Source organism: Pseudomonas fluorescens group sp. PF-1 (genome assembly GCF_054481335.1).
In genome coordinates, this window is the sequence record NZ_JBTMNG010000001.1 from 74,490 (window position 1) to 95,187 (window position 20,698).

Sequence of the window (20,698 nt, forward strand, 5' to 3'; positions counted from 1 at the left end):
ACGCTGAGCGCCAGTCCAGAGAGAGCCCGTCATGTCCCAGTTGCCGTCCCTGAGTCAGTTACGCGATCCCAATGCCTTCCTTCGCCGTCACCTCGGGCCGGATGCCGCCGAGCAACAGGCGATGCTCGACAGCCTCGGCCTCGGCAGCCGGGTCGAGCTGATCGAGCAAACGGTGCCGCCGGGTATTCGCCTGAACCGGATGCTGGACCTGCCGCCGGCCCTCGATGAAGAGGCCGCGCTGGCCAAGCTGCGGGGCTACGCTGAGCAGAACCAGGTCTGGACCAGCCTGATTGGAATGGGCTATCACGGCACGCTCACACCCACCGTCATTCTGCGCAACGTGCTGGAAAATCCCGGCTGGTACACCGCGTACACGCCTTATCAGCCGGAAATTGCCCAGGGACGTCTCGAAGCGTTGTTGAATTTCCAGCAACTGACCATCGACCTCACGAGCCTTGAGCTGGCCAATGCCTCGTTACTCGACGAAGCCACGGCGGCAGCGGAAGCCATGGCCTTGGCCAAACGGGTGGCCAAGTCCAAGAGCAATGTGTTCTTCGTCGACGAAAACTGTCATCCGCAGACCATTTCCGTGGTGCAGACCCGCGCCGAGGGTTTTGGATTCGAGCTGGTCATCGGCCCTGTGGATAACTTGAAACAGCACCAGGTGTTCGGTGCGCTGTTGCAATATCCCGATACTCACGGCGAGATTCGCGATCTGCGACCCTTGATTGATCACCTGCATGCCCAGCACGCATTGGCGTGTGTTGCTGCCGATCTGTTGAGTCTGTTGTTGCTGACCCCGCCGGGGGAGCTGGGCGCGGACGTGGTGTTCGGCTCGTCCCAGCGTTTCGGCGTGCCCATGGGCTACGGCGGGCCTCACGCCGCTTTTTTTGCCAGCCGCGACGAATACAAACGTGCGATACCCGGGCGGATCATCGGTGTGTCGAAGGACGCGCGTGGCAACGTGGCCCTGCGCATGGCGCTGCAGACCCGTGAGCAACATATCCGCCGGGAGAAGGCCAACTCGAACATCTGCACGGCCCAGGTGCTGCTGGCCAATATCGCCAGTTTCTACGCGGTCTATCATGGCCCTGAAGGGCTGAAGCGGATTGCCCAGCGCGTGCACCGCCTGACCTGCATCCTCGCCGCCGGCCTTGAGCGCAAGGGCCTGACCCGGGTCAATCAGCACTTCTTCGACACCCTGACCCTGGACGTCGGCGGGACCCAGACTGCAATCATCGAAAGCGCCCAGGCTGCGCAGATCAATTTGCGCATTCTGGGGCGCGGGCGATTGGGCCTAAGTCTGGACGAAACCTCTGACGAAGCCACGGTGGAGAAACTGTTCGATGTGTTCCTGGGCGTCGATCATGGGTTAAACGTCGAAGAACTGGACGCCGAAACCCTGAGCCCCGGCATTCCGGGGGCGCTGGCGCGCACCTCGCCTTATCTGCGCCATCCGGTATTCAACGCCCATCACAGCGAAACCGAGATGCTGCGCTACCTCAAGCAGCTGGAAAACAAAGACCTGGCGCTCAATCAATCGATGATCCCGTTGGGCTCCTGCACCATGAAACTCAATGCCACCAGCGAGATGATCCCGATTACCTGGCCGCAATTCGCCAATCTGCATCCGTTCGCACCGAAAGAGCAGGCAGCCGGTTATTCGCTGATGATCGAAGAACTGGAGCGTTGGCTGTGCGCGATCACCGGTTTCGATGCGATCTGCATGCAACCCAACTCCGGTGCACAGGGCGAGTACGCCGGGTTGCTGGCCATCCGCAAATACCACGAGAGCCGGCATCAGGGGGCTCGGGACATCTGCCTGATTCCGTCTTCCGCTCATGGCACTAACCCGGCTTCGGCGCAGATGGCCGGGATGCGTGTGGTCATTGTCGAGTGCGACGAGGCGGGCAACGTTGATCTGGATGACTTGAAAGACAAAGCGGCGCAGGCCGGGGACAAACTTGCCTGTCTGATGGCGACTTATCCTTCGACCCATGGTGTGTACGAGGAAGGCATCAGCGAGATCTGTGAAGTGATCCACAGCCATGGCGGCCAGGTCTACATGGACGGCGCCAACCTCAATGCCCAGGTCGGGCTGGCCCGTCCGGCGGACATTGGTGCGGATGTGTCACACATGAACTTGCACAAAACCTTCTGCATTCCCCACGGCGGCGGCGGGCCCGGCATGGGGCCGATTGGCGTGCGCGCGCATCTGGCACCCTTTGTGGCCAATCACCCGGTGGTGCCGATCGACGGGCCGCTGCCGCAGAACGGTGCCGTCAGTGCCGCACCCTGGGGCAGCGCGAGCATTCTGCCGATCAGTTGGATGTACATCGCCATGATGGGGCCGCAACTGGCGGACGCCAGTGAAGTGGCGATCCTCGCCGCGAATTACCTGGCGCAACACCTGTCCGGGGCGTTCCCGGTGCTCTACACCGGGCGCAACGAGCGGGTGGCCCACGAATGCATTCTTGACCTGCGCCCCCTCAAGGCGCTGACCGGTATCAGCGAAGAGGACGTGGCCAAGCGCCTGATGGACTATGGCTTCCATGCGCCGACCATGTCCTTCCCGGTGCCGGGGACCTTGATGGTCGAACCCACCGAAAGTGAATCGAAGGCAGAACTGGACCGCTTTATCGGAGCAATGCTGAGCATTCGCGCGGAAATTACCGAGGTGCAGAACGGCAACTGGCCGGCCGATGACAACCCGTTGAAACGTGCGCCGCATACCCTGGCCGACATCACCGGTGTCTGGGAGCGGCCTTACAGCATCGAACAGGCGGTTACACCGGACGCCCACACCAAGGCCCACAAGTATTGGCCGGTGGTGAATCGGGTGGACAATGTCTACGGCGACCGAAACCTGTTTTGTGCCTGTGTGCCGCTGGATGAGTACCGTTGAAATACCGGTCACTCCTGACCCCTCAGGGTTTTGCAATGAACAAAAAAATGCCGCTCCATTTGAGCGGCATTTTTGTTCAACCTGAGAGCTTATTCCGAAGCCACGGCATTCTTCGCCAGGATCGCATTCGCCAGTTCCATGTCTGTCGCCTGCAGGCCAGGGTTGTCGGCGCGGACTTTCTGCATGGCGGCTTCCAGGTACGGGCCGCGGATGCCGCCGTCGCTGGCGACGAAGCTGCCGGCATCGTCCTGGGCGGCGACGATCAGTTTGTGATCCTTGAACGTCAGGTAAGTCGAACCGGTGGTGGCACCGGAGGACAGGACGTTACGCCAAAAGCTATCGGCCATCGCCGAACCGACAGGCAGGGACAACAGGGCAATGGTAGCGACAGCAAGTTTGAGACGCATAAAAGTGACTCCACAGGGTTAACTCCGGTGTTTGATAGCGATTCCCCCAATCGAGTTCCATGGCGGCCAATCTACTTTTGCTCACTCTGCGGCGTCACTCGCAGCACCTCCTCAATCGTCGTCAAACCGGCCGCCACTTTCTGTGCGCCGGACAATCGCAGACTGCGCATGCCTTCCTTGAAGGCCTGACGCCGCACGGCGAGCAAGTCCGTGTCGGGGTTGATCAGCGCCTTGAGGCCATCGCTCAGTTGCATGATTTCGTAGACCCCGGCGCGGCCGTGGTAGCCGGTGTCGCGGCATTCCAGGCAGCCGATGGCGCGTTGGGCATGGGTGGGGAGCGGTGCTTGCCAGGGTCGGGTCAGGGTCTGCCAGTCTTCTTCGCCCAGGGCTTGCGGGGCTTTGCAGTGCGGGCACAAGGTGCGCACCAGTCGTTGGGCCATGACGCCCAGCAGCGTGGCCTTGATCAAGTAATGCGGTACGCCAAGTTCCAGCAGGCGACTGATGGCGCCGGGCGCGTCGTTGGTGTGCAGGGTCGACAGCACCAGGTGCCCGGTGAGCGCCGCCTGAATGGCCATTTCTGCGGTTTCGAGGTCGCGGATCTCGCCGATCATGATGATGTCCGGGTCTTGCCGCATCAGGGCGCGCACGCCGGCGGCGAAGGTCAGGTCGATGTTGTGCTGGACCTGCATCTGGTTGAACGCCGGCTCGACCATTTCGATCGGGTCTTCGATGGTGCAGAGGTTGACCTGCGGCGTCGCCAGCTTTTTCAGCGTGGTGTAGAGCGTGGTGGTCTTGCCGGACCCGGTCGGCCCGGTCACCAGAATGATGCCGTTGGGCTGGCGCGTCATGTCCTGCCAGCGCCGCAGGTCGTCGGCTGAAAAACCGAGCTGATCGAAGTCCTTGAGCAGCACCTCGGGGTCGAAGATCCGCATGACCATTTTTTCGCCGAAGGCGGTCGGCAGTGTCGACAGCCGCAACTCGACTTCGCCGCCTTCCGGAGTCTTGGTCTTCACCCGCCCGTCCTGGGGTTTGCGTTTCTCTGCAACATTCATTCGCCCCAGGCTTTTCAGGCGGCTGACGATGGCCATGGTGACCTGTGGCGGGAATTGGTAGACGTTGTGCAGCACGCCGTCGATGCGAAAACGCACGGTGCCCTGTTCGCGCCGGGGTTCGATGTGGATATCGCTGGCGCGTTGCTGGAACGCGTACTGGAACAGCCAGTCGACGATGTTGACGATGTGCGCGTCGTTGGCGTCCGGCTCCTGGTCGCTGGCGCCGAGGTTGAGCAACTGTTCGAAGTTGCCCAGGGTGTTGAATGGCTGATCGGCGTTATTCGCGCCGCTGACCGACTTGGCCAGGCGAAAGAACTCCACGCTGAAGCGCTGAATGTCCACCGGATTGGCCACCACCCGCTTGATGGGCAGCTTCAGCACATGGGTCAGGTCGGCCTCCCAGCCGGTGACGTAGGGTTGGGCGCTGGCCACAGTCACCGCATCGCGATCGATGGCTACCGCGAGAATCTTGTGGCGCTGGGCGAAGGCGTAGGACATCAGTGGCGTGACGGCCGCGACGTTGATTTTCAGCGGGTCGATACGCAGGTAAGGCTGGCCGGCCTGTTGGGATAGCCACAATGTGAGGCTTTCGAGGTCGAGGTGCTTGCCGGGCCGACTGAGGTCTTCCAGCTGTTGGCTGGCGATGAACTCCAGTGGGTGCATCTGGCCATTGGCGACGTGGCGGCAGCGGGCATTGAGCGCGTGTTCGGCCGAATCCTGGCTGATAAAGCCCTGGGCGACCAGTTCACGCAGCAAATCACTGAGATCCAGCCAGCGGTCCTGAAGGGCGAGTTGAACGGACATGCGGGCTCCTTGTGAACAACCGTTCGCAAAGGATAGTCGTGACCCCACCGACCGTTGGGCCACTACCCGACGAAGCCGTATCGACTTTTTTCAGCCGGCCGCCTGAGCCGTATCGCCCCAGGCAGCATCCGCCAATTGCAGCTCGACCGAGCAGACGCTGACCAGATTACGCAGTTTTTCTGCAATCACTTGGGCGCGGTGCCAGCTCAATCCGTCGATGACGACATCGATGTCCAGCAGCTCTTCCTGGCGCTGCACGTTGACCTGTTCCGGCGTAAGAAACTGCAGGGCGAACAGATTCAGTGCGCGGCAAAGCAGATCGGGCTCGGCTTCGGCCAGCAACTGATAGCGAACGCGGCAATGGGTGTTACTGATGTTCCAGACATCGGCGCGGGTGGGCGGGGTGTTCACGGCTTCCAGGTGTGGCATGGTCGATCTCCAAATCACTGGAGAAATTTTTACATTCGTGGCCGGGTATTTCTTATCTATGATGGGGCGTATTACGGTTGTATCGAATCGTTTAATTCAGAGTATCGGTAATCAAGGGTTTTTTTATGCACAGCGAGCTGGATGGCTACGACCGCAAGATTCTCGCGCTGCTGCAAGAGGACGCTTCGCTCTCCAGCGCGCAGATCGCGGAGCAGGTGGGACTGTCGCAGTCGCCGTGTTGGCGGCGAATTCAGCGGATGAAGGAGGAGGGGATCATTCGTGGCCAGGTGACGCTGCTCGACCGCAAGAAAATCGGCCTCAACACGCAGATATTCGCGCAGGTCAAACTCAACGCCCACGGACGTTCGAATTTCACCGAATTCACCGAGGCCATTCGCGGCTTTCCGGAAGTGCTGGAGTGTTATGTCTTGATGGGGGCGGTGGATTTCATGCTGCGGATCGTCGCGGCAGACATCGAGGCGTATGAGCGGTTCTTCTTCGAGAAGCTGTCGCTGGTGCCGGGGATTCAGGAGGTCAACTCGGTGGTGGCGTTGTCGGAAATCAAATCCACCACCAGTTTACCTGTCTGAAGTGTTGTGGTGACTGTGCTGGCCTAATCGCTGGCAAGCCAGCTCCCACAGGGATTAACAGTCGCACACAAATTTTGTGTTTGCCAACGGTCCTGTGGGAGCGGGCTTGCCCGCGATGGCGGTATTACAGACGCAGAAGCATCTTCCACGCACGATTCTGATAAACCGCAATCGCCTGCTGCTTGCGCGCATCCAGGGTTTCGTCGGTGATCGGCTCGTTGGCCAGTTGCGCCAGCTTGTTCAGCTCGCCATACAGGCGATCCATTTCCGGGATGTCCAGCACGTGGCGCGCGTGGTGCAGCCAGGCCTGGATACGCTCGATGCGCGGCAATTGTTCCGCGAGGTCTTCCGGTTGCTGCTGGTAACGCTGCAATTGCAGCGAGTTGGCTTCTTCGCCCAACAGGCGCGGCAACCAGCTGCCCAGTTGCGCGGCGCCCTGGCGATTGCCACGGGTGTTGCGGTCGGCGGTCCAGGTGCGAGCGAGCAACCAGCGCGAGGTGTTCAGGGAGAACAGGCCCCAGCGCGGGTCTTCGAGTTCTTCGAGGAACTGCTCCGGCGCGGCTTTGCGTACGTCCTCGTCATCCAGGCCAGCCTGGACCAGCGGACGCCAGTCTTCGAGCAGGGCATCGAGTGCGACGCGCAGGTCGTGGGTCGATTGACGCGGCGCGGCCTGGCCGAGGCTGCTGACCAGTGCGCGCAATTCGGCGAGGTTTTCCACCCAGTCCTGCAGCAGGCGCCAGTGGCCATTGAAACGATATTGCTCGGCCAGACGCTGGCTGCTGCCCAACAAGTGCCAGCTCAAAGCGGCGAAGGCGTCGTCCAGCGGCGTTTCGGCGCTGATCTGCGGTGCCGGCAGGCTCAGCGAATAGCTGTTGGCGTCGTACAGGCGATAGCCGCGTTCAGCCTTGCTGATGTCACAAGGCATCAGGGCCAGGGTCGCGGCCAGCTCGGCGGCCAGTTCCAGCAACGCGGCCGGTTCGCCTTCGCGCAGTTCCAGTTCCAGCTCGCAGATTTCTTCTTTCTGTTTGCCCACCACCACGTGGCCGAGGTCCAGCGCGGCTTCGATGACCACTTTGGTCTTGCCGCGGCCCCAGGCGATTTCGGCGCGTTCGCGGACAAAATCGGTGGTGAAGATCGGTTTCAGGGTTTTCTTGTCCAGTTCGGCCAGTGCTTCGGGCCAGCATTCGCCGTCGAGTTTCTTCACGTCGAGCTTGGCCTTGGGCAGGTGCCAGTCGTACTCGTTACGCTCGGACAGGCCGGCGACGCTCTGGCCGCGGGTCTTGAGCGTTTGAATGACTTCTTCGCCATCCTTGCGCAGGCGCAGGGCCACCTTGGCGCGGGCCAGGTCGCGCTCAGGCGTGTCGAAGTACTGGTTCATCAACTCACGGCGTTCCCAGCCACTTTTGTTGCGTTTTTTCAGTAGCGGGTGCTCGCGCAGGGCAGCGAGGGTTTCGCGGCTGACGCGGAGTTTGATTTCGGTTTCTTTCTGCATGGCCGGAAAATCCAGGATCGGGAGCGCAGCCGGGGGAATGTGTGGCTGCCAAGGTCGTGCAGTGTACAGGACTCGTCCTTGCTCCGCCCTGCGACGGTTTATTCCTGTCGCCGGATGGTTCTATGATGGACTTCAATTCGCGAGTCGGAGCCAGCGATGCCTTTGCCATCCATGAAAGATCAATTCGCTGCATTGATCGCTGCACCGTCGGTCAGTTGCACCCAAGCGAGCCTCGATCAATCCAATCGCCCGGTGATCGACCTGCTGGCCGCCTGGCTCGGCGATCTGGGTTTTGCCTGCGATATCCAGCAGGTCAGTCCCGGCAAATTCAACCTGTTGGCCAGTTTTGGCTCCGGTCCCGGCGGCCTGGTGCTGGCCGGCCACAGTGACACCGTGCCATTCGATGGCGCGCTGTGGCAGACCGACCCGCTGAAGCTGACTGAAGTCGACGGCCGCTGGGTCGGCCTGGGCAGTTGCGACATGAAGGGCTTTTTCGCCCTGGCCATCGAGGCGGTCAAGCCGCTGCTCGATCAGCCGTTCAAGCAACCGCTGCTGATCCTGGCCACCTGCGATGAAGAGAGTTCGATGTCTGGCGCCCGGGCCCTCGCGCAAGCCGGACGGCCATTGGGGCGAGCAGCTGTCATCGGCGAGCCGACCGGGCTCAAGCCGATCCGCATGCACAAAGGCGTCATGATGGAGCGCATCGACATCCTCGGGCAGAGCGGCCACTCCTCGGACCCGCGCCTGGGTCACAGCGCTCTGGAGGCCATGCACGATGCCATTGGCGAATTGCGTGGCCTGCGCCTGTTGTGGCAGCGTGAGTACCGTAATCCGCAGTTCAGCGTGCCGCAGCCGACGATGAATTTCGGCTGCATCCATGGCGGCGATAACCCCAACCGGATTTGCGGACAGTGTTCGCTGGAATTCGACCTGCGGCCGTTGCCGGGCATGGACCCCAAAGCCCTGCGCGCGGCGATTTTGCAGAAACTCAACCCGATTGCCGAACGGCATCAGGTCAAGATCGATTACGCGCCGCTGTTCCCCGCAGTGCCGCCGTTCGAGCAGGCCGAAGACGCGGAACTGGTACGGATCGCTGAAAAGCTCACCGGCCATGCTGCCGAAGCAGTGGCGTTCGGCACTGAAGCGCCTTATCTTCAGCAACTTGGCTGCGAAACACTGGTGCTCGGCCCTGGCGATATCGCCTGCGCCCACCAACCGGGGGAATACCTCGAAATGTCACGTTTGCAGCCTACGGTGCATCTATTACGTCAGTTGATTGAACATTACTGCCTGACACCGGCAAACAACCCCCTGTAGGCGCGAGCCTGCTCGCGATGGACGTAAACGATGACGAGGGCTGCCTGGAGGAACGCGGTAGCTCTACTACCATCGCGAGCAAGCTCGCGCCTTCTGGTGTTTGCGGTTAAATTGCCGGTACCCAAACCCGTATTCATGAGGAGAGTTCGCGTGTCGCCAAGCCTGTTCCGACGATAACCATCAGCCCGCTGTGCGTTTTCTGTTTCGCCCTTTCTTCGGCTGCTATTTATTACAGGCCCAGGTTCATGCCCGAATACGTCAATTGGCTTCGTCACGCTTCGCCTTACATCAACGCCCACCGCGATTGCACCTTTGTCGTCATGCTGCCCGGCGACGGCGTTGAACACCCCAACTTCGGCAATATCGTCCACGACCTGGTGCTGTTGCACAGCCTGGGCGTGCGGCTGGTGCTGGTTCACGGTTCGCGTCCGCAAATCGAAGCGCGCCTCGCTGCCCGTGGCCTGACCCCGCATTACCACCACGGCATGCGCATCACCGATGCCGCGACGCTTGAGTGCGTGATCGATGCCGTCGGCCAATTGCGCATCGCCATCGAAGCGCGGCTGTCGATGGACATGGCCTCGTCGCCCATGCAGGGCTCGCGCTTGCGCGTGGCCAGCGGCAACCTCGTGACAGCCCGGCCGATCGGCGTGCTCGAAGGCGTCGACTATCACCACACCGGCGAAGTCCGCCGGGTCGATCGCAAGGGTATCAATCGCCTGCTGGACGAGCGCTCCATCGTGCTGTTGTCGCCATTGGGTTACTCGCCGACCGGTGAAATTTTCAATCTCGCCTGCGAAGACGTCGCCACCCGTGCAGCCATTGATCTGGGCGCGGACAAACTGCTGTTGTTTGGCGCCGAGCTTGGCTTGATCGATGAACATGGCCGTCTGGTTCGTGAATTGCGTCCGCAACAGGTGCCCGCGCACTTGCAGCGTCTGGGCAGCAATTATCAGGCGGAACTGCTGGATGCCGCCGCTGAAGCCTGCCGTGGCGGCGTAGCGCGCAGTCATATCGTCAGCTATGCCGAAAACGGTGCTCTGCTGACCGAGCTGTTCACCCGCGACGGTGGCGGCACGCTGGTCGCCCAGGAACAATTCGAAGTGGTGCGTGAAGCGGCCATCGAAGACGTTGGTGGTCTGCTGGATTTGATCAGCCCGCTGGAAGAGCAGGGGATTCTGGTGCGGCGTTCCCGCGAGGTGCTGGAGCGTGAGATCGAGCAGTTCAGTGTGGTCGAGCGCGAAGGCATGATCATCGCCTGCGCGGCGCTGTATCAGATTGCCGATTCCGATGCCGGTGAGCTGGCCTGCCTGGCGGTGAACCCGGAATACCGTCATGGCGGTCGCGGGGATGAGCTGCTGGAGCGCATTGAAACCCGCGCCCGGGCGCAAGGGCTCAAGACGCTGTTCGTACTGACGACCCGCACTGCGCACTGGTTCCGCGAGCGTGGCTTCGAGCCGAGCAGCGTCGAACGCCTGCCGTCGGCGCGGGCGTCGTTGTACAACTATCAGCGTAATTCGAAGATCTTCGAAAAGACCCTTTGACCGTGGTGGTCCTATCGCGAGCAAGCTCGCTCCCACAAGTTCTGCGGACAACAGAGAACCCTGTGGGAGCGAGCTTGCTCGCGATGGGCTGAACAGCCCTGTTCAGCAGTTACTCGGTGACAAACTTCGCGCTCACATACGGCGAATAATCCGGCAGTACCGTTTCGACCTTCCCTTGCTCCTTCAAGAACTTCGCCGTTTCGCCAATCGCCTTGGCCGTGCCACCGTCCAGCAACGCGCTGGACTGTTGGGCCTTGGCATCCGGAAACGCGGACCCGGCCAGTAGCTCCGGTACATCAGCGGCGTTGGCACCGGTCAATTTGGCGATTTTCTGCACCGGTAACGAGTGCTCAGTCCAGCTGTCCTTATGCGCTGCATAGTCGGCAAAAGAGTCCAGCGTGACCTTGGCGAATTTGGCCACGACCTCCGGGTGTTTCTCGGCGTAATCCTTGCGCGCCACCCAGACTTCAAACGTCGGCGCACCCCATTGGCCGACTTGGGCGGCATCGGTCAAGGTCTTGCCCGTCTTGCGAATCTCACCCAGGGCCGGCGACCAGACGAACGCGCCGTCGATGTCCCCACGTTTCCACGCGGCGGCGATCTCCGCCGGTTGCAGGTTCACCACTTTGACTTTTGAAGCGTCCAGGCCCCAATGCTTCAGGGCGCCCAACAGACTGTAGTGAGACGTCGATACGAACGGCGTGGCGATGGTTTTTCCGATCAGATCTTCCGGTTTATCGATGCCGCTGCCATTGCGCACCACCAAGGCTTCGGCGGCATTGATTTGCGCGGACACAATGAACGCGACAATCGGCAGATTGCGCGAGGCGGCCGCAGCCAGAGGACTGGAGCCAAGATTGCCGATCTGTACGTCGCCGGACGCAATTGCGGTGACCACTTCCGGGCCGCTATTGAAGCGACGCCAGTCGATTTTTTCGCCGATGGTTTTGTCGTAAACGCCGTCCGCCTGGGGGACTTTGCTGGGGTCGATACCGGTCTGGTAGCCGACTGTGAGGTTCGTCGCATGGGCGGAAAAAGAAAGGGCGAGCGATACACAAACTGTAACAATTGGTCGGGATAGTGCGCGTTTGATCATCATGGCGTTGTTCCTTTCGACAGGTTTTGTTTCAGAATTGCTTCTAAACCTAATCGAACTAAAAAACGCAAAATAAATAACATTTATGAATTAGCTTATGAGCAACCCGCTCTATTCTGGGGGGGTGCGCGAAGGCGGGCTTAATTTCTAAATGGAATGAGAAAGGAGTCCAGTCATTCTTTTCAGGTTTGTGACAAGCACATGACCCTGAGTAAGCCAAAAAAAGTGGGATTAGACTATGGTCGTAGACACACAATGTTACGATTGACTTGTGAGTCACGCTACGGCGCTAATCGCGCATCTTAGGATTCCGAGCATTCGATTCGGGACCAGGAATACAAGAATTAGAAACGAGAGGAGCTAAACAATGAACAAGTCCACCTTGGCCCTGGCCGTGGCCGTAGGGGTTTTGGCGCAGCAGGCAGGCGCCGCCGGTTTCATCGAAGACAGCAAAGCTTCGGTTAGTTCGCGTACTTATTATTTCGACGCCGATAACCGTGAAAATGCTGCCGGCACCACTAACAGTACTCCTTCAAACAGACAGCGCGAGACCGCTGAAGGTCTGAAGTTCGATTATCAGTCGGGCTTCACTCAGGGGGTCGTAGGTTTCGGTATCGACGCCCAGGCGTTGGTCGGTATCCACCTGGACGGTGGCAAGGGCCATCACCCGGCAAGCAACTCCTTCAGCCCTAGCGACACCGATGGCTCGGCAGTGGACGAGTGGAGTCGTGCGGCGGCTAACGTCAAGGCACGTTTCTCGAAGACCGAGGCTCACGTCGGTGGCGCTCTGCAGCCAAACATGCCGATTTTGATTGCGAACGACAGCCGCGTGCTGCCGCAAACCTTTGAAGGTGGCACCATCACCTCGAAGGAAATCGACAATGTGACTTTCAACGTAGGTCAGTTGGAGCACGCGACTGGTCGCGCATCGAGCAACAGCACCGGCCTCGCCGTGAATGGTGGTACTCATGACAGCAACCAATTCCGCTACGCTGGTGCTGACTGGAAAGTCACCAAAGACCTGATGCTGCAGTACTACTACGCAAACCTGCAAGACTACTACAAGCAGAACTTCCTCGGTCTGGTGCACGTTTACCCGATCGCTCCGAACCAGTCGTTCAAGACTGATCTTCGTTATTTCGACAGCAGCTCTGACGGTAAGAACGGCAACGGCACGGCTGGCTACCAGTTCAACAACAACGGTGGTTTCGCCAAGAACAAGGGCGAGGTCGATAACAAGACCTGGAGCGCCACGTTCACCTACACCCTGGGTGGCAGTGCATTCCTGCTCGGGCATCAGCGCGTCAACGATGACGGCGGCTTTGTTTTCCTGAACCAGGGTAGCGTTGTTGATGGCAATGGTCACAATGAAGGTGCCGGCGGCGCCAGCTTCTACTCCTTCACCGATGCCACTGTTGGCAGCTTTATTCGGGCCGGTGAAAACACCACGTACGGTCAGTACTCCTATGACTTCGCCTCGTTGGGCGTACCTGGTCTTAAAGCTTCGATTGCTTACCTGAGTGGTAAGGACATCAAAGCCACCAGCGGTAGTGGTCCAGACCTGAGCGAGCATGAGACCGACGCACGTATCGATTACGTGATTCAAACTGGCGCGCTCAAAGGCTTTGGTACAACCCTGCGTCACGGTACTTACCGTGGCGACGGTACCGGCCTTGTTGATCAAGACCAAACCCGCCTGATCTTCAACTACACCTACAGCTTCATGTAATACGCGCTACCCCAAAAAAACCTCGCCCATTGGCGTAATGCTGTTCACTTAAGTGGAGCAGCCTTACGGTCTACTGGAAATCGGGTTTTTGAGATCTTCACCGTCCTTGGCCTCGAAGGCCTTGGACGGTGATCCAGAAACAATCCTCCAATACCTGCCCTTAACTCTGCCAAGCGTCTCCCTGTGGCTGAAATCGGGTTGGCCGCTGCCATCACAATCAATTGCACCGCGATGTACTGACAAGCCGGTTTGAAACGGATGTCCGAGGGCGCTCGGCCAAACGCCACCGCTGCCTGACTGGCTTCCCGACGAATTACGTTGTAAGCCAGCAAAAGTCCCCACACCTCCTGATAAATCAGCTCGACTTTTTTGCTGCGCAAGGTCATGGCGTTCTGTTGCATCGAACTCTTGATGTCTCTGAAGCCCAGCTCGATCTCCCAGCGTTCCTGATAAAGCTTGGCCACGGCTTTGGCGTTGTAGGTGTCAACCGGCAAGGACGTCATGACGGTCTTCACCTTGCCTTGAATTTCATAGCTGACTTCACGTACCTCCCAGTGCGATGGAAGGGCCGGATTTCGCTTTCTGGCCTGCGGCGAGACTTTCATGCGCACCAAACGATCATGCTGGCTGTAGCGGCTCACTTCTTCGCAGACCAGTCCTTTTTTTGCCGGGATCAACCAGTGACGGTTGCTACCCGCGCTGCTCAGACTCGACAGCAGCTCGGCGCCCCAGAATCCTTTGTCGAACAGCGTCACCGAGTGGTCGGGAATCTGCTGCAAAAACTCGTCGGCCAAGCGCATTTCACTGCGTCGGTAAGGGCTCAATTGCGCATCCAGGATCACATGCGAACGCACATTCATCAGCGCCACAAGGCGCAGCATGGGAAACGGTGTCTGGCGCTCACTCGGAGTATTTCCCGACCCGAAGTGGTCCCGAAGCTCGGGCGTATCCGGGGTGCGTAAAAGTGCACCGTCCACCGCGAATACCTGCAGGTCGTGCCAGGCATCATCGTCGTAGCGCTCTGCCCCCCATTGAGTACCGGTCTTGCGAAACAGCCACTCAACAGGATCGGCACCGAGCCGCTTTCGCGCCTCGGTCACACCGCTGCGGGCCAACAAGTGGTCAGAAGCCAGACCTTGGGCGCAGATATTCAGGCGTCTGGCCACTTCGTGAACGGGCTCATCTCGAAATAGCGCCATCCCCAAGACCAACCAAAGCACTTGATCAGCGGGCAGACGACGCCGGCGAATGGTCGCCTGACTCGACAAATCCAGTGCAGACGCTATCCATTCAAGGGGAATGTTTTGAGTAAAAGTGCTCAGGTCGCAGAAGTTGAAAAGGTCGCCGAGGTCGAGCAGGTCCTGTTGAACAGACATAAAAAATCCGATGCCAGAGGTCTGGCATCGGATTTTCGATGAAGCCCGGTTGGGACTCAAATGCTTAAGTGAACAGCATTACGCCCATTGGCGAGGTTTTTTTGCGTTGCTTTTTATATTCCATAAACAATGCACATGATGATTTTTTATTCTTTTTAGCTTTTTCCCTAAGCGCATAAAGTAGGCACATCCGACTCGCGCTGCGTCCCGGATTTGGCGATTTCACCCCTCGACAAACCAACCGTCAAGGAATTGGCCTGTCAGCCGATACCTCTGTTTCGTGCTGAGGATGTATATAGCCAAATGGCATTAAAAGGAATTAGATAATTCTTTTAAGGTTTGTGTCGAGGTATCCTGTAGCTATGAAAACCCCGATTTAGAGCGGTTGACGCGATTGGCGCGTCTGCGGATCCAGGGCGTACGACCCAGGACCAGCAACAGAAGAATTAGAACCAATAGGAGCGAAACAATGAACAAGTCCACCTTGGCCCTGGCTGTGGCCGTAGGGGTTTTGGCGCAGCAGGCAAGCGCCGCCGGTTTCATCGATGACAGCAAGGCCACCTTGGGCCTGCGTAACTTCTACATCAACACCGACAACCGCGATGGCCAGCCATCGGCGACGTCCAACACCCGTAGCAAGAACGCCGAATGGGGCCAGGGCTTCGATCTGCGCTTCATCTCCGGTTACACCCAGGGCACCGTCCAGTTCGGTGTTGATGCAATCGGCCTGTACGGCGTGCGTCTGGACTCCAGCCGTGCAGACCACGGTAATTACACCGGCACTGCTTCGGGCGGCACCGTTTTCCCAAGCGATGGCAACGAAGCTGTGAATGATTTCGCCAGCCTGGGCGTGACCGGCAAGGCCAAGATCTCCCAGACCGAGCTGAAAATTGGCACCCTGCAACCCAACAACCCGGTCATCAAATACAACGATGGTCGCCTGTTGCCACAAACCTTCCAGGGCGGCGCGATCACCTCGAACGAGATCAAGGACCTGACCCTGACCGCCGGGCAAATCGAGCACGCCAAAGGCCGTAACTCCAGCAACAATGAAGGCTTGTCCATCGCGGGTGCCAACGGCAGCTCGAACTATGACGCCGGTAAATTCGTCAACAAGTTCTACTACGGCGGTGCTGACTACAAAATCACCAAAGACCTGACTGCTTCGTACTACTACGGCAATCTGGAAGATTTCTACAAGCAACACTTCCTGGGTCTGGTGCACAACTGGGCGATCGGCCCGGGTGTGTTGAAGTCTGACTTGCGTTATTTCCACAGCTCCGACGACGGTGCCAACGGCAGCAATCCGCTTTACTACAGCTCTGGCAACTACAGCGGCGTGGCTAACGGTAAAGGCAAGGTCGACAACAACCTCTACAGTGGCCTGTTCCTGTACAGCGTTGCGGGTCACACTTTCGGTGGCGGTTACCAGGTCAGCAACGGCAGCAGTGACTTCCCGTGGCTGAACCAGGGCGACGGTTCGTCTAACTACACCATCACCGACTCGCAAATCCAGAAGTTCAGCCGTGCCGGCGAACGCACCTGGCAAGCACGTTACTCGTATGACTTCGCCACGGTCGGCGTGCCTGGCCTGACGGCGGGTGTGGTTTATCTGCATGGCGATAACATCGACACCGTTAACGCACGCGGTGGCGAAGCAGCTAGCGGCGCTACCGAGTGGGAGCGCGACCTGAGCCTTGGTTACGTGGTCCAGTCTGGCGCTCTGAAGAACCTGGGCGTGGCGTGGAAAAACGCCACATGGCGTACCGACTTGCCGAGCACCCGTTCGCAGGACGAGAACCGTCTGATCGTCAGCTACTCGATCCCGCTGTTGTAATAGCGTGGGAGCGAGCCTGCTCGCGAAGGCATCGTGTCAGCCCCAATGGTGCTGGATGACACAACGCTTTCGCGAGTAAGCCGTGATGAACCAAAAAAAAGCCCCGCCCGGCATCTCGCCGGGCGGGGCTTTTGCGTTTCAAAGGCGGGCTCACCCCCGCAAACCCGCCTTGAAACTCCCCTTTTTTGCAGCAACTCAAGGCCTTCTCGAACCTTGGTGGCGATGTTCGGCGGGATGCACAGGCGCGTCCAGTGAACAGATCTTTAATATTCCTTATGGATCTAAATAAATCGATATTTATTCTTTTTAATAGATAAAAAACACAGGCACAGTTGAGCTCATCAAGCACTCACAAGGAGCAGCACCATGAGCCTCAGACTCGGCGATATCGCCCCCGATTTCGAACAGGATTCCAGCGCCGGCACCATCCGGTTCCACCAATGGTTGGGCGAGAGCTGGGGCGTGCTGTTTTCCCATCCGGCGGACTTCACGCCGGTGTGCACCACCGAACTGGGCTTCACGGCCAAGCTCAAAGATGAATTCGACAAGCGTGGGGTCAAGGCCATTGCGCTGTCCGTCGACCCGGTGGATTCGCATCACAGATGGATCGAAGACATCAACGAAACCCAGAACACCGTTGTCACCTTTCCGATCCTTGACGATGCCGACCGCAAGGTTTCGGACCTGTACGACCTGATCCACCCCAACGCCAACGACACCCTCACGGTACGCTCACTGTTCGTGATTGACCCGAACAAAAAGGTCCGGCTGACCATCACCTACCCGGCGAGCACCGGCCGCAACTTCCATGAAATCCTGCGGGTCATCGACTCGCTGCAACTCACCGATAACTACAAGGTGGCCACCCCGGCCAACTGGCAGGACGGTGATGAGGTGGTGATCGTGCCTTCGCTCAAGGATGAAGATGAAATCAAGCAACGCTTTCCCAAGGGCTACCGCGCGGTGAAGCCATACTTGCGCCTGACACCGCAGCCCAATCGCTAATCGCTTTTGTAGGCGCTGGCTTGCTGGCGATTGAAGCGACGCGGTCTGTCAGTCAAACCGCCATCGCTGGCAAGCCAACGCCCACAGGGGTTTGTGCAGATCCACAAAGCAGGGGATTTCAGGCCGTTTCGACGGCCTTTTTTTTCGCCTGGAAGAAGTGAATTTTCTTATCTCCAAATCGAATAACCAAATGAATAAATATGATTTATGGATATATGAATCAACTGTTAAGGTCTCTCCATCGAAGCGAGATCGCAAACCGCGAATCGCCCCCACTCAGGAATTGTCTGAATGCTGGTCGTCTCACTCGGTGGCAGTCCCAGCCAACGCTCCCGTTCCGGGGTACTGCTGGACCGCTCCCAGCGTTGGTTACAAGAGCAGGGCGTGGAAGTGGTGAGTTACCAGGTACGGGACTTCCCGGCCGAAGACTTGCTGCATGCACGCTTCGACAGCCCGAAGGTGATCGACCTGCTGCAACAGATTGAAAACGCCGACGGCCTGCTGATCGCCACTCCGGTGTACAAGGCGTCGTTCTCTGGCGCGTTGAAAACGGTACTGGATCTGCTGCCCGAGCGCGCGTTGAGCCACAAGGTGGTTCTGCCAATGGCAACCGGTGGCAGCATCGCCCACATGCTGGCGGTGGATTACGCACTCAAACCGGTGTTGTCGGCCCTCAAGGCCCAGGAAATGCTCCATGGCATTTTCGCGGTGGACAGCCAGATCGCGTACGGCGAAGGCAGCGCGCTGGCGCAGTTGGCGCCGGAGCTGGAGCAACGACTGAATGAATCGCTGGAGCTGTTTTTCAGCGCCATGGCCCGACGGCCCAAGCCGCTCGATCCGAACCTGTTGAATGAACGTTTGTTGAGTGCTCGCTGGAGCATTTAAGCCCTATCCCAAATTGATGTACTGGCCTTACTCGCCCGCTAACGGGCAAGCAGGTGCAGCCAAAACCCAACTGCAAAAAGGAGAGCGCCATGCGCCCTGTTATTTTGCGTCGTGGTCTGGTCGCTCTGTTTGCAGCGGCTGTAGCCTTCGGCGCCATTACTCAAGCCCAAGCTGAAACGTTACGAATCGGCTATCAGAAATACGGCACCCTGGTGCTGCTCAAAGCCAAAGGCACTCTGGAAAAACGCCTCGCCGCCCAAGGCGTGGACGTGCAATGGACTGAATTCCCCGGCGGCCCGCAACTGCTCGAAGGCCTGAACGTCGGTTCCATCGACTTCGGCGTTACCGGCGAAACCCCGCCCGTGTTCGCTCAAGCGGCGGGTGCTGATTTGCTTTACGTCGCCTACGAACCTCCAGCCCCTCACAGTGAAGCGATCCTGGTGCCGAAGGACTCGGCGATCAAATCGGTGGCGGACCTCAAGGGCAAGAAAGTCGTCCTGAACAAAGGCTCCAACGTGCACTACCTGCTGGTCCGCGCACTGGAAGACGCCGGCCTCAAGTACACCGATATCCAGACCGTGTTCCTGCCGCCGGCCGATGCCCGCGCCGCGTTCGAACGTGGCAGCGTCGATGCCTGGGTGATCTGGGACCCGTACCAGGCAGCCGCCGAACAGCAACTGCAGGCGCGCACCCTGCGCGATGGCCAAGGCATCGTCGACAACCATCAGTTCTACCTGGCGACCAAGCCTTACGCACAGAAAAACCCTGAGGTGATCAAGACCCTGGTGGAAGAAGTGCGTGCCGTCGGTGAGTGGTCCAAGGCCAATCCACAAGAGGTGACGCAACAAGTGTCGCCACTGCTCGGCCTGCCGGCGGACATCACCCTGACCTCGGTGAAACGCCAGGGCTACGGCGCCTTGTTCCTGACCCCGGACGTGGTCGCTGCGCAACAGAAAATCGCCGACAGCTTCTACCAGCTCAAGTTGATTCCGAAACCGTTGAGCATCAAAGACGTGATCTGGACGCCACCGGCAGCCGTTGCCAAAGCACAGTAATTCAATTCCCCAAGGAGACCACTCCATGAGCCTCAATATCTTCTGGTTCCTGCCTACCCACGGCGACGGCCATTACCTTGGCACCGCCGAAGGCGCTCGCGCCGTTGACCACGGTTACTTGCAACAAGTCGCGCAAGCGGCGGATCGTCTGGGCTTCGGCGGGGTGCTGATCCCCACCGGTCGCTCCTGCGAAGACTCGTGGCTGGTGGCGGCGTCGCTGATCCCGGTCACCCAGCGTTTGAAATTCCTGGTCGCCCTGCGCCCCGGGATCATTTCCCCGACGGTGGCCGCGCGTCAGGCTGCGACTCTGGATCGCCTGTCCGGCGGTCGTGCGCTGTTCAACCTGGTGACGGGTGGTGATCCGGAAGAGTTGGCCGGCGATGGTCTGTTCCTCAGCCATGACGAGCGCTACCAGGCTTCGGTGGAGTTCACTCGCATCTGGCGCCGCGTGCTGGAAGGCGAAACCGTTGATTACGACGGTCAGCACATCAGCGTGAAGGGTGCCAAATTGCTGTATCCGCCGATTCAGCAACCGCGTCCGCCGTTGTATTTCGGTGGTTCCTCGGAAGCGGCGCAGGACCTGGCGGCAGAGCAGGTTGAAATGGTTCTGACCTGGGGCGAACCACCCGCCGCCGTTGCCGAGAAGATTGAACAAGTCCGCGCCAAGGCCGCGAAGCTCGGTCGTACCGTACGTTTTGGCATTCGTCTGCATGTGATCGTGCGCGAAACCAACGCCGAGGCCTGGCAAGCGGCGGACCGCCTGATTTCGCACCTGGACGAAGACACCATCGCTCGCGCCCAGGCTTCCCTGGCGCGCTTCGATTCGGTGGGTCAGCAACGCATGGCTGCGCTGCACGGCGGCAGTCGCGACAACCTGGAAGTCAGCCCCAACTTGTGGGCCGGTGTTGGCCTGGTGCGCGGCGGTGCCGGTACGGCGCTGGTGGGCGATGGTCCGACCGTGGCCGCTCGCGTGAAAGAGTACGCGGACCTGGGCATCGACACCTTCATCTTCTCCGGTTATCCACACCTGGAAGAGTCGTATCGCGTTGCCGAGTTGCTGTTCCCGCACCTCGATATCGAACGTCCTGAACTGCCGAAAAGCACCGGTTACGTCAGCCCGTTCGGTGAGATGGTGGCCAACGACATTCTTCCCAAAGCCGCGTCCCAGAGCTGAG

Annotated in this window: 16 protein-coding genes; 10 read left to right on the top strand and 6 right to left on the bottom strand. The window is 59.3% G+C overall.

All coding sequences use genetic code 11. From position 1 onward, the window contains the following. Window positions 1–31 precede the first annotated feature (31 nt). Complete coding sequence (gene gcvP, locus ACX3YD_RS00395; RefSeq protein ID WP_458959038.1) at window positions 32–2,905, top strand: aminomethyl-transferring glycine dehydrogenase; 2,874 nt, start codon at window positions 32–34, stop codon at window positions 2,903–2,905. Window positions 2,906–2,994: 89 nt separating this feature from the next. Here gcvP and ACX3YD_RS00400 read toward each other — a convergent pair whose 3' ends face one another. From ACX3YD_RS00400 to ACX3YD_RS00410, 3 genes are all read right to left on the bottom strand, one after another. Then, the gene (locus ACX3YD_RS00400; protein ID WP_047534773.1) at window positions 2,995–3,312 is read right to left on the bottom strand and encodes a DUF2388 domain-containing protein; all 318 of its coding nucleotides are present in this window, start codon (window positions 3,310–3,312) and stop codon (window positions 2,995–2,997) included. Between the two features lie 71 nt (window positions 3,313–3,383). Continuing rightward, complete coding sequence (locus ACX3YD_RS00405; RefSeq protein WP_458959039.1) at window positions 3,384–5,168, bottom strand: GspE/PulE family protein; 1,785 nt, start codon at window positions 5,166–5,168, stop codon at window positions 3,384–3,386. Window positions 5,169–5,258: 90 nt separating this feature from the next. Continuing rightward, the gene (locus ACX3YD_RS00410) at window positions 5,259–5,597 is read right to left on the bottom strand and encodes a hypothetical protein (protein ID WP_458959040.1); all 339 of its coding nucleotides are present in this window, start codon (window positions 5,595–5,597) and stop codon (window positions 5,259–5,261) included. A gap of 125 nt (window positions 5,598–5,722) precedes the next feature. Between ACX3YD_RS00410 and ACX3YD_RS00415 the strand changes: the two genes are divergently transcribed. Continuing rightward, the gene (locus tag ACX3YD_RS00415) at window positions 5,723–6,187 is read left to right on the top strand and encodes an Lrp/AsnC family transcriptional regulator (protein WP_047534765.1); all 465 of its coding nucleotides are present in this window, start codon (window positions 5,723–5,725) and stop codon (window positions 6,185–6,187) included. Between the two features lie 124 nt (window positions 6,188–6,311). Here ACX3YD_RS00415 and ACX3YD_RS00420 read toward each other — a convergent pair whose 3' ends face one another. Continuing rightward, a complete protein-coding gene (locus ACX3YD_RS00420) occupies window positions 6,312–7,679 on the bottom strand; it encodes a CYTH domain-containing protein (protein ID WP_090466467.1) in 1,368 nt (455 codons plus the stop codon). Window positions 7,680–7,835: 156 nt separating this feature from the next. Between ACX3YD_RS00420 and argE the strand changes: the two genes are divergently transcribed. Further along, window positions 7,836–8,996: an acetylornithine deacetylase gene (argE, locus tag ACX3YD_RS00425; protein WP_458959041.1), complete on the top strand. Its 1,161-nt coding sequence runs from the start codon at window positions 7,836–7,838 to the stop codon at window positions 8,994–8,996. Window positions 8,997–9,241: 245 nt separating this feature from the next. Beyond that, entirely contained in the window at window positions 9,242–10,540 is a 1,299-nt protein-coding gene (gene argA, locus ACX3YD_RS00430; RefSeq protein ID WP_047534756.1) for an amino-acid N-acetyltransferase, read from the top strand. A gap of 109 nt (window positions 10,541–10,649) precedes the next feature. On the opposite strand, the gene tauA is transcribed toward argA, so the two are convergent. After that, a complete protein-coding gene (tauA, locus tag ACX3YD_RS00435; RefSeq protein ID WP_458959042.1) occupies window positions 10,650–11,639 on the bottom strand; it encodes a taurine ABC transporter substrate-binding protein in 990 nt (329 codons plus the stop codon). Between the two features lie 364 nt (window positions 11,640–12,003). On the opposite strand from tauA, the gene ACX3YD_RS00440 reads away from it, so the two are divergent. Then, window positions 12,004–13,365: an OprD family outer membrane porin gene (locus ACX3YD_RS00440; protein WP_458959043.1), complete on the top strand. Its 1,362-nt coding sequence runs from the start codon at window positions 12,004–12,006 to the stop codon at window positions 13,363–13,365. A gap of 44 nt (window positions 13,366–13,409) precedes the next feature. On the opposite strand, the gene ACX3YD_RS00445 is transcribed toward ACX3YD_RS00440, so the two are convergent. After that, window positions 13,410–14,741 (bottom strand): IS4 family transposase, encoded by a 1,332-nt coding sequence (locus tag ACX3YD_RS00445; RefSeq protein WP_458959044.1) that lies wholly within the window; start codon window positions 14,739–14,741, stop codon window positions 13,410–13,412. A 469-nt stretch (window positions 14,742–15,210) separates the two neighbouring features. Here ACX3YD_RS00445 and ACX3YD_RS00450 point away from each other — a divergent pair, with 469 nt between their 5' ends. The 5 genes from ACX3YD_RS00450 (at window position 15,211) to ssuD (ending at window position 20,697) form a co-directional block, all read left to right on the top strand. After that, entirely contained in the window at window positions 15,211–16,578 is a 1,368-nt protein-coding gene (locus tag ACX3YD_RS00450) for an OprD family porin (protein ID WP_458959045.1), read from the top strand. Window positions 16,579–16,944: 366 nt separating this feature from the next. Next, window positions 16,945–17,583, top strand: a complete 639-nt coding sequence (locus ACX3YD_RS00455; protein ID WP_103402871.1) for a peroxiredoxin — start codon at window positions 16,945–16,947, stop codon at window positions 17,581–17,583. 291 nt (window positions 17,584–17,874) lie between these two features. Continuing rightward, window positions 17,875–18,468 (top strand): NADPH-dependent FMN reductase, encoded by a 594-nt coding sequence (gene ssuE, locus ACX3YD_RS00460; RefSeq protein WP_090466473.1) that lies wholly within the window; start codon window positions 17,875–17,877, stop codon window positions 18,466–18,468. Between the two features lie 89 nt (window positions 18,469–18,557). Continuing rightward, window positions 18,558–19,523 (top strand): sulfonate ABC transporter substrate-binding protein, encoded by a 966-nt coding sequence (locus ACX3YD_RS00465; protein WP_047534739.1) that lies wholly within the window; start codon window positions 18,558–18,560, stop codon window positions 19,521–19,523. 25 nt (window positions 19,524–19,548) lie between these two features. Continuing rightward, window positions 19,549–20,697, top strand: a complete 1,149-nt coding sequence (gene ssuD, locus ACX3YD_RS00470; RefSeq protein WP_458959046.1) for an FMNH2-dependent alkanesulfonate monooxygenase — start codon at window positions 19,549–19,551, stop codon at window positions 20,695–20,697. Window position 20,698 lies beyond the last annotated feature (1 nt).

Coding starts and splice junctions, on each gene's coding strand:
- ACX3YD_RS00465 (WP_047534739.1), top strand. CDS start 18,558: ATGCGCCCTGTTATTTTGCGTCGTGGTCTGGTCGCTCTGTTTGCAGCG.
- ACX3YD_RS00415 (WP_047534765.1), top strand. CDS start 5,723: ATGCACAGCGAGCTGGATGGCTACGACCGCAAGATTCTCGCGCTGCTG.
- tauA (WP_458959042.1), bottom strand. CDS start 11,639: ATGATGATCAAACGCGCACTATCCCGACCAATTGTTACAGTTTGTGTA.
- gcvP (WP_458959038.1), top strand. CDS start 32: ATGTCCCAGTTGCCGTCCCTGAGTCAGTTACGCGATCCCAATGCCTTC.
- ACX3YD_RS00440 (WP_458959043.1), top strand. CDS start 12,004: ATGAACAAGTCCACCTTGGCCCTGGCCGTGGCCGTAGGGGTTTTGGCG.
- ACX3YD_RS00445 (WP_458959044.1), bottom strand. CDS start 14,741: ATGTCTGTTCAACAGGACCTGCTCGACCTCGGCGACCTTTTCAACTTC.
- ACX3YD_RS00410 (WP_458959040.1), bottom strand. CDS start 5,597: ATGCCACACCTGGAAGCCGTGAACACCCCGCCCACCCGCGCCGATGTC.
- ACX3YD_RS00455 (WP_103402871.1), top strand. CDS start 16,945: ATGAGCCTCAGACTCGGCGATATCGCCCCCGATTTCGAACAGGATTCC.
- ACX3YD_RS00450 (WP_458959045.1), top strand. CDS start 15,211: ATGAACAAGTCCACCTTGGCCCTGGCTGTGGCCGTAGGGGTTTTGGCG.
- ssuE (WP_090466473.1), top strand. CDS start 17,875: ATGCTGGTCGTCTCACTCGGTGGCAGTCCCAGCCAACGCTCCCGTTCC.
- argE (WP_458959041.1), top strand. CDS start 7,836: ATGCCTTTGCCATCCATGAAAGATCAATTCGCTGCATTGATCGCTGCA.
- ACX3YD_RS00420 (WP_090466467.1), bottom strand. CDS start 7,679: ATGCAGAAAGAAACCGAAATCAAACTCCGCGTCAGCCGCGAAACCCTC.
- ACX3YD_RS00405 (WP_458959039.1), bottom strand. CDS start 5,168: ATGTCCGTTCAACTCGCCCTTCAGGACCGCTGGCTGGATCTCAGTGAT.
- argA (WP_047534756.1), top strand. CDS start 9,242: ATGCCCGAATACGTCAATTGGCTTCGTCACGCTTCGCCTTACATCAAC.
- ACX3YD_RS00400 (WP_047534773.1), bottom strand. CDS start 3,312: ATGCGTCTCAAACTTGCTGTCGCTACCATTGCCCTGTTGTCCCTGCCT.
- ssuD (WP_458959046.1), top strand. CDS start 19,549: ATGAGCCTCAATATCTTCTGGTTCCTGCCTACCCACGGCGACGGCCAT.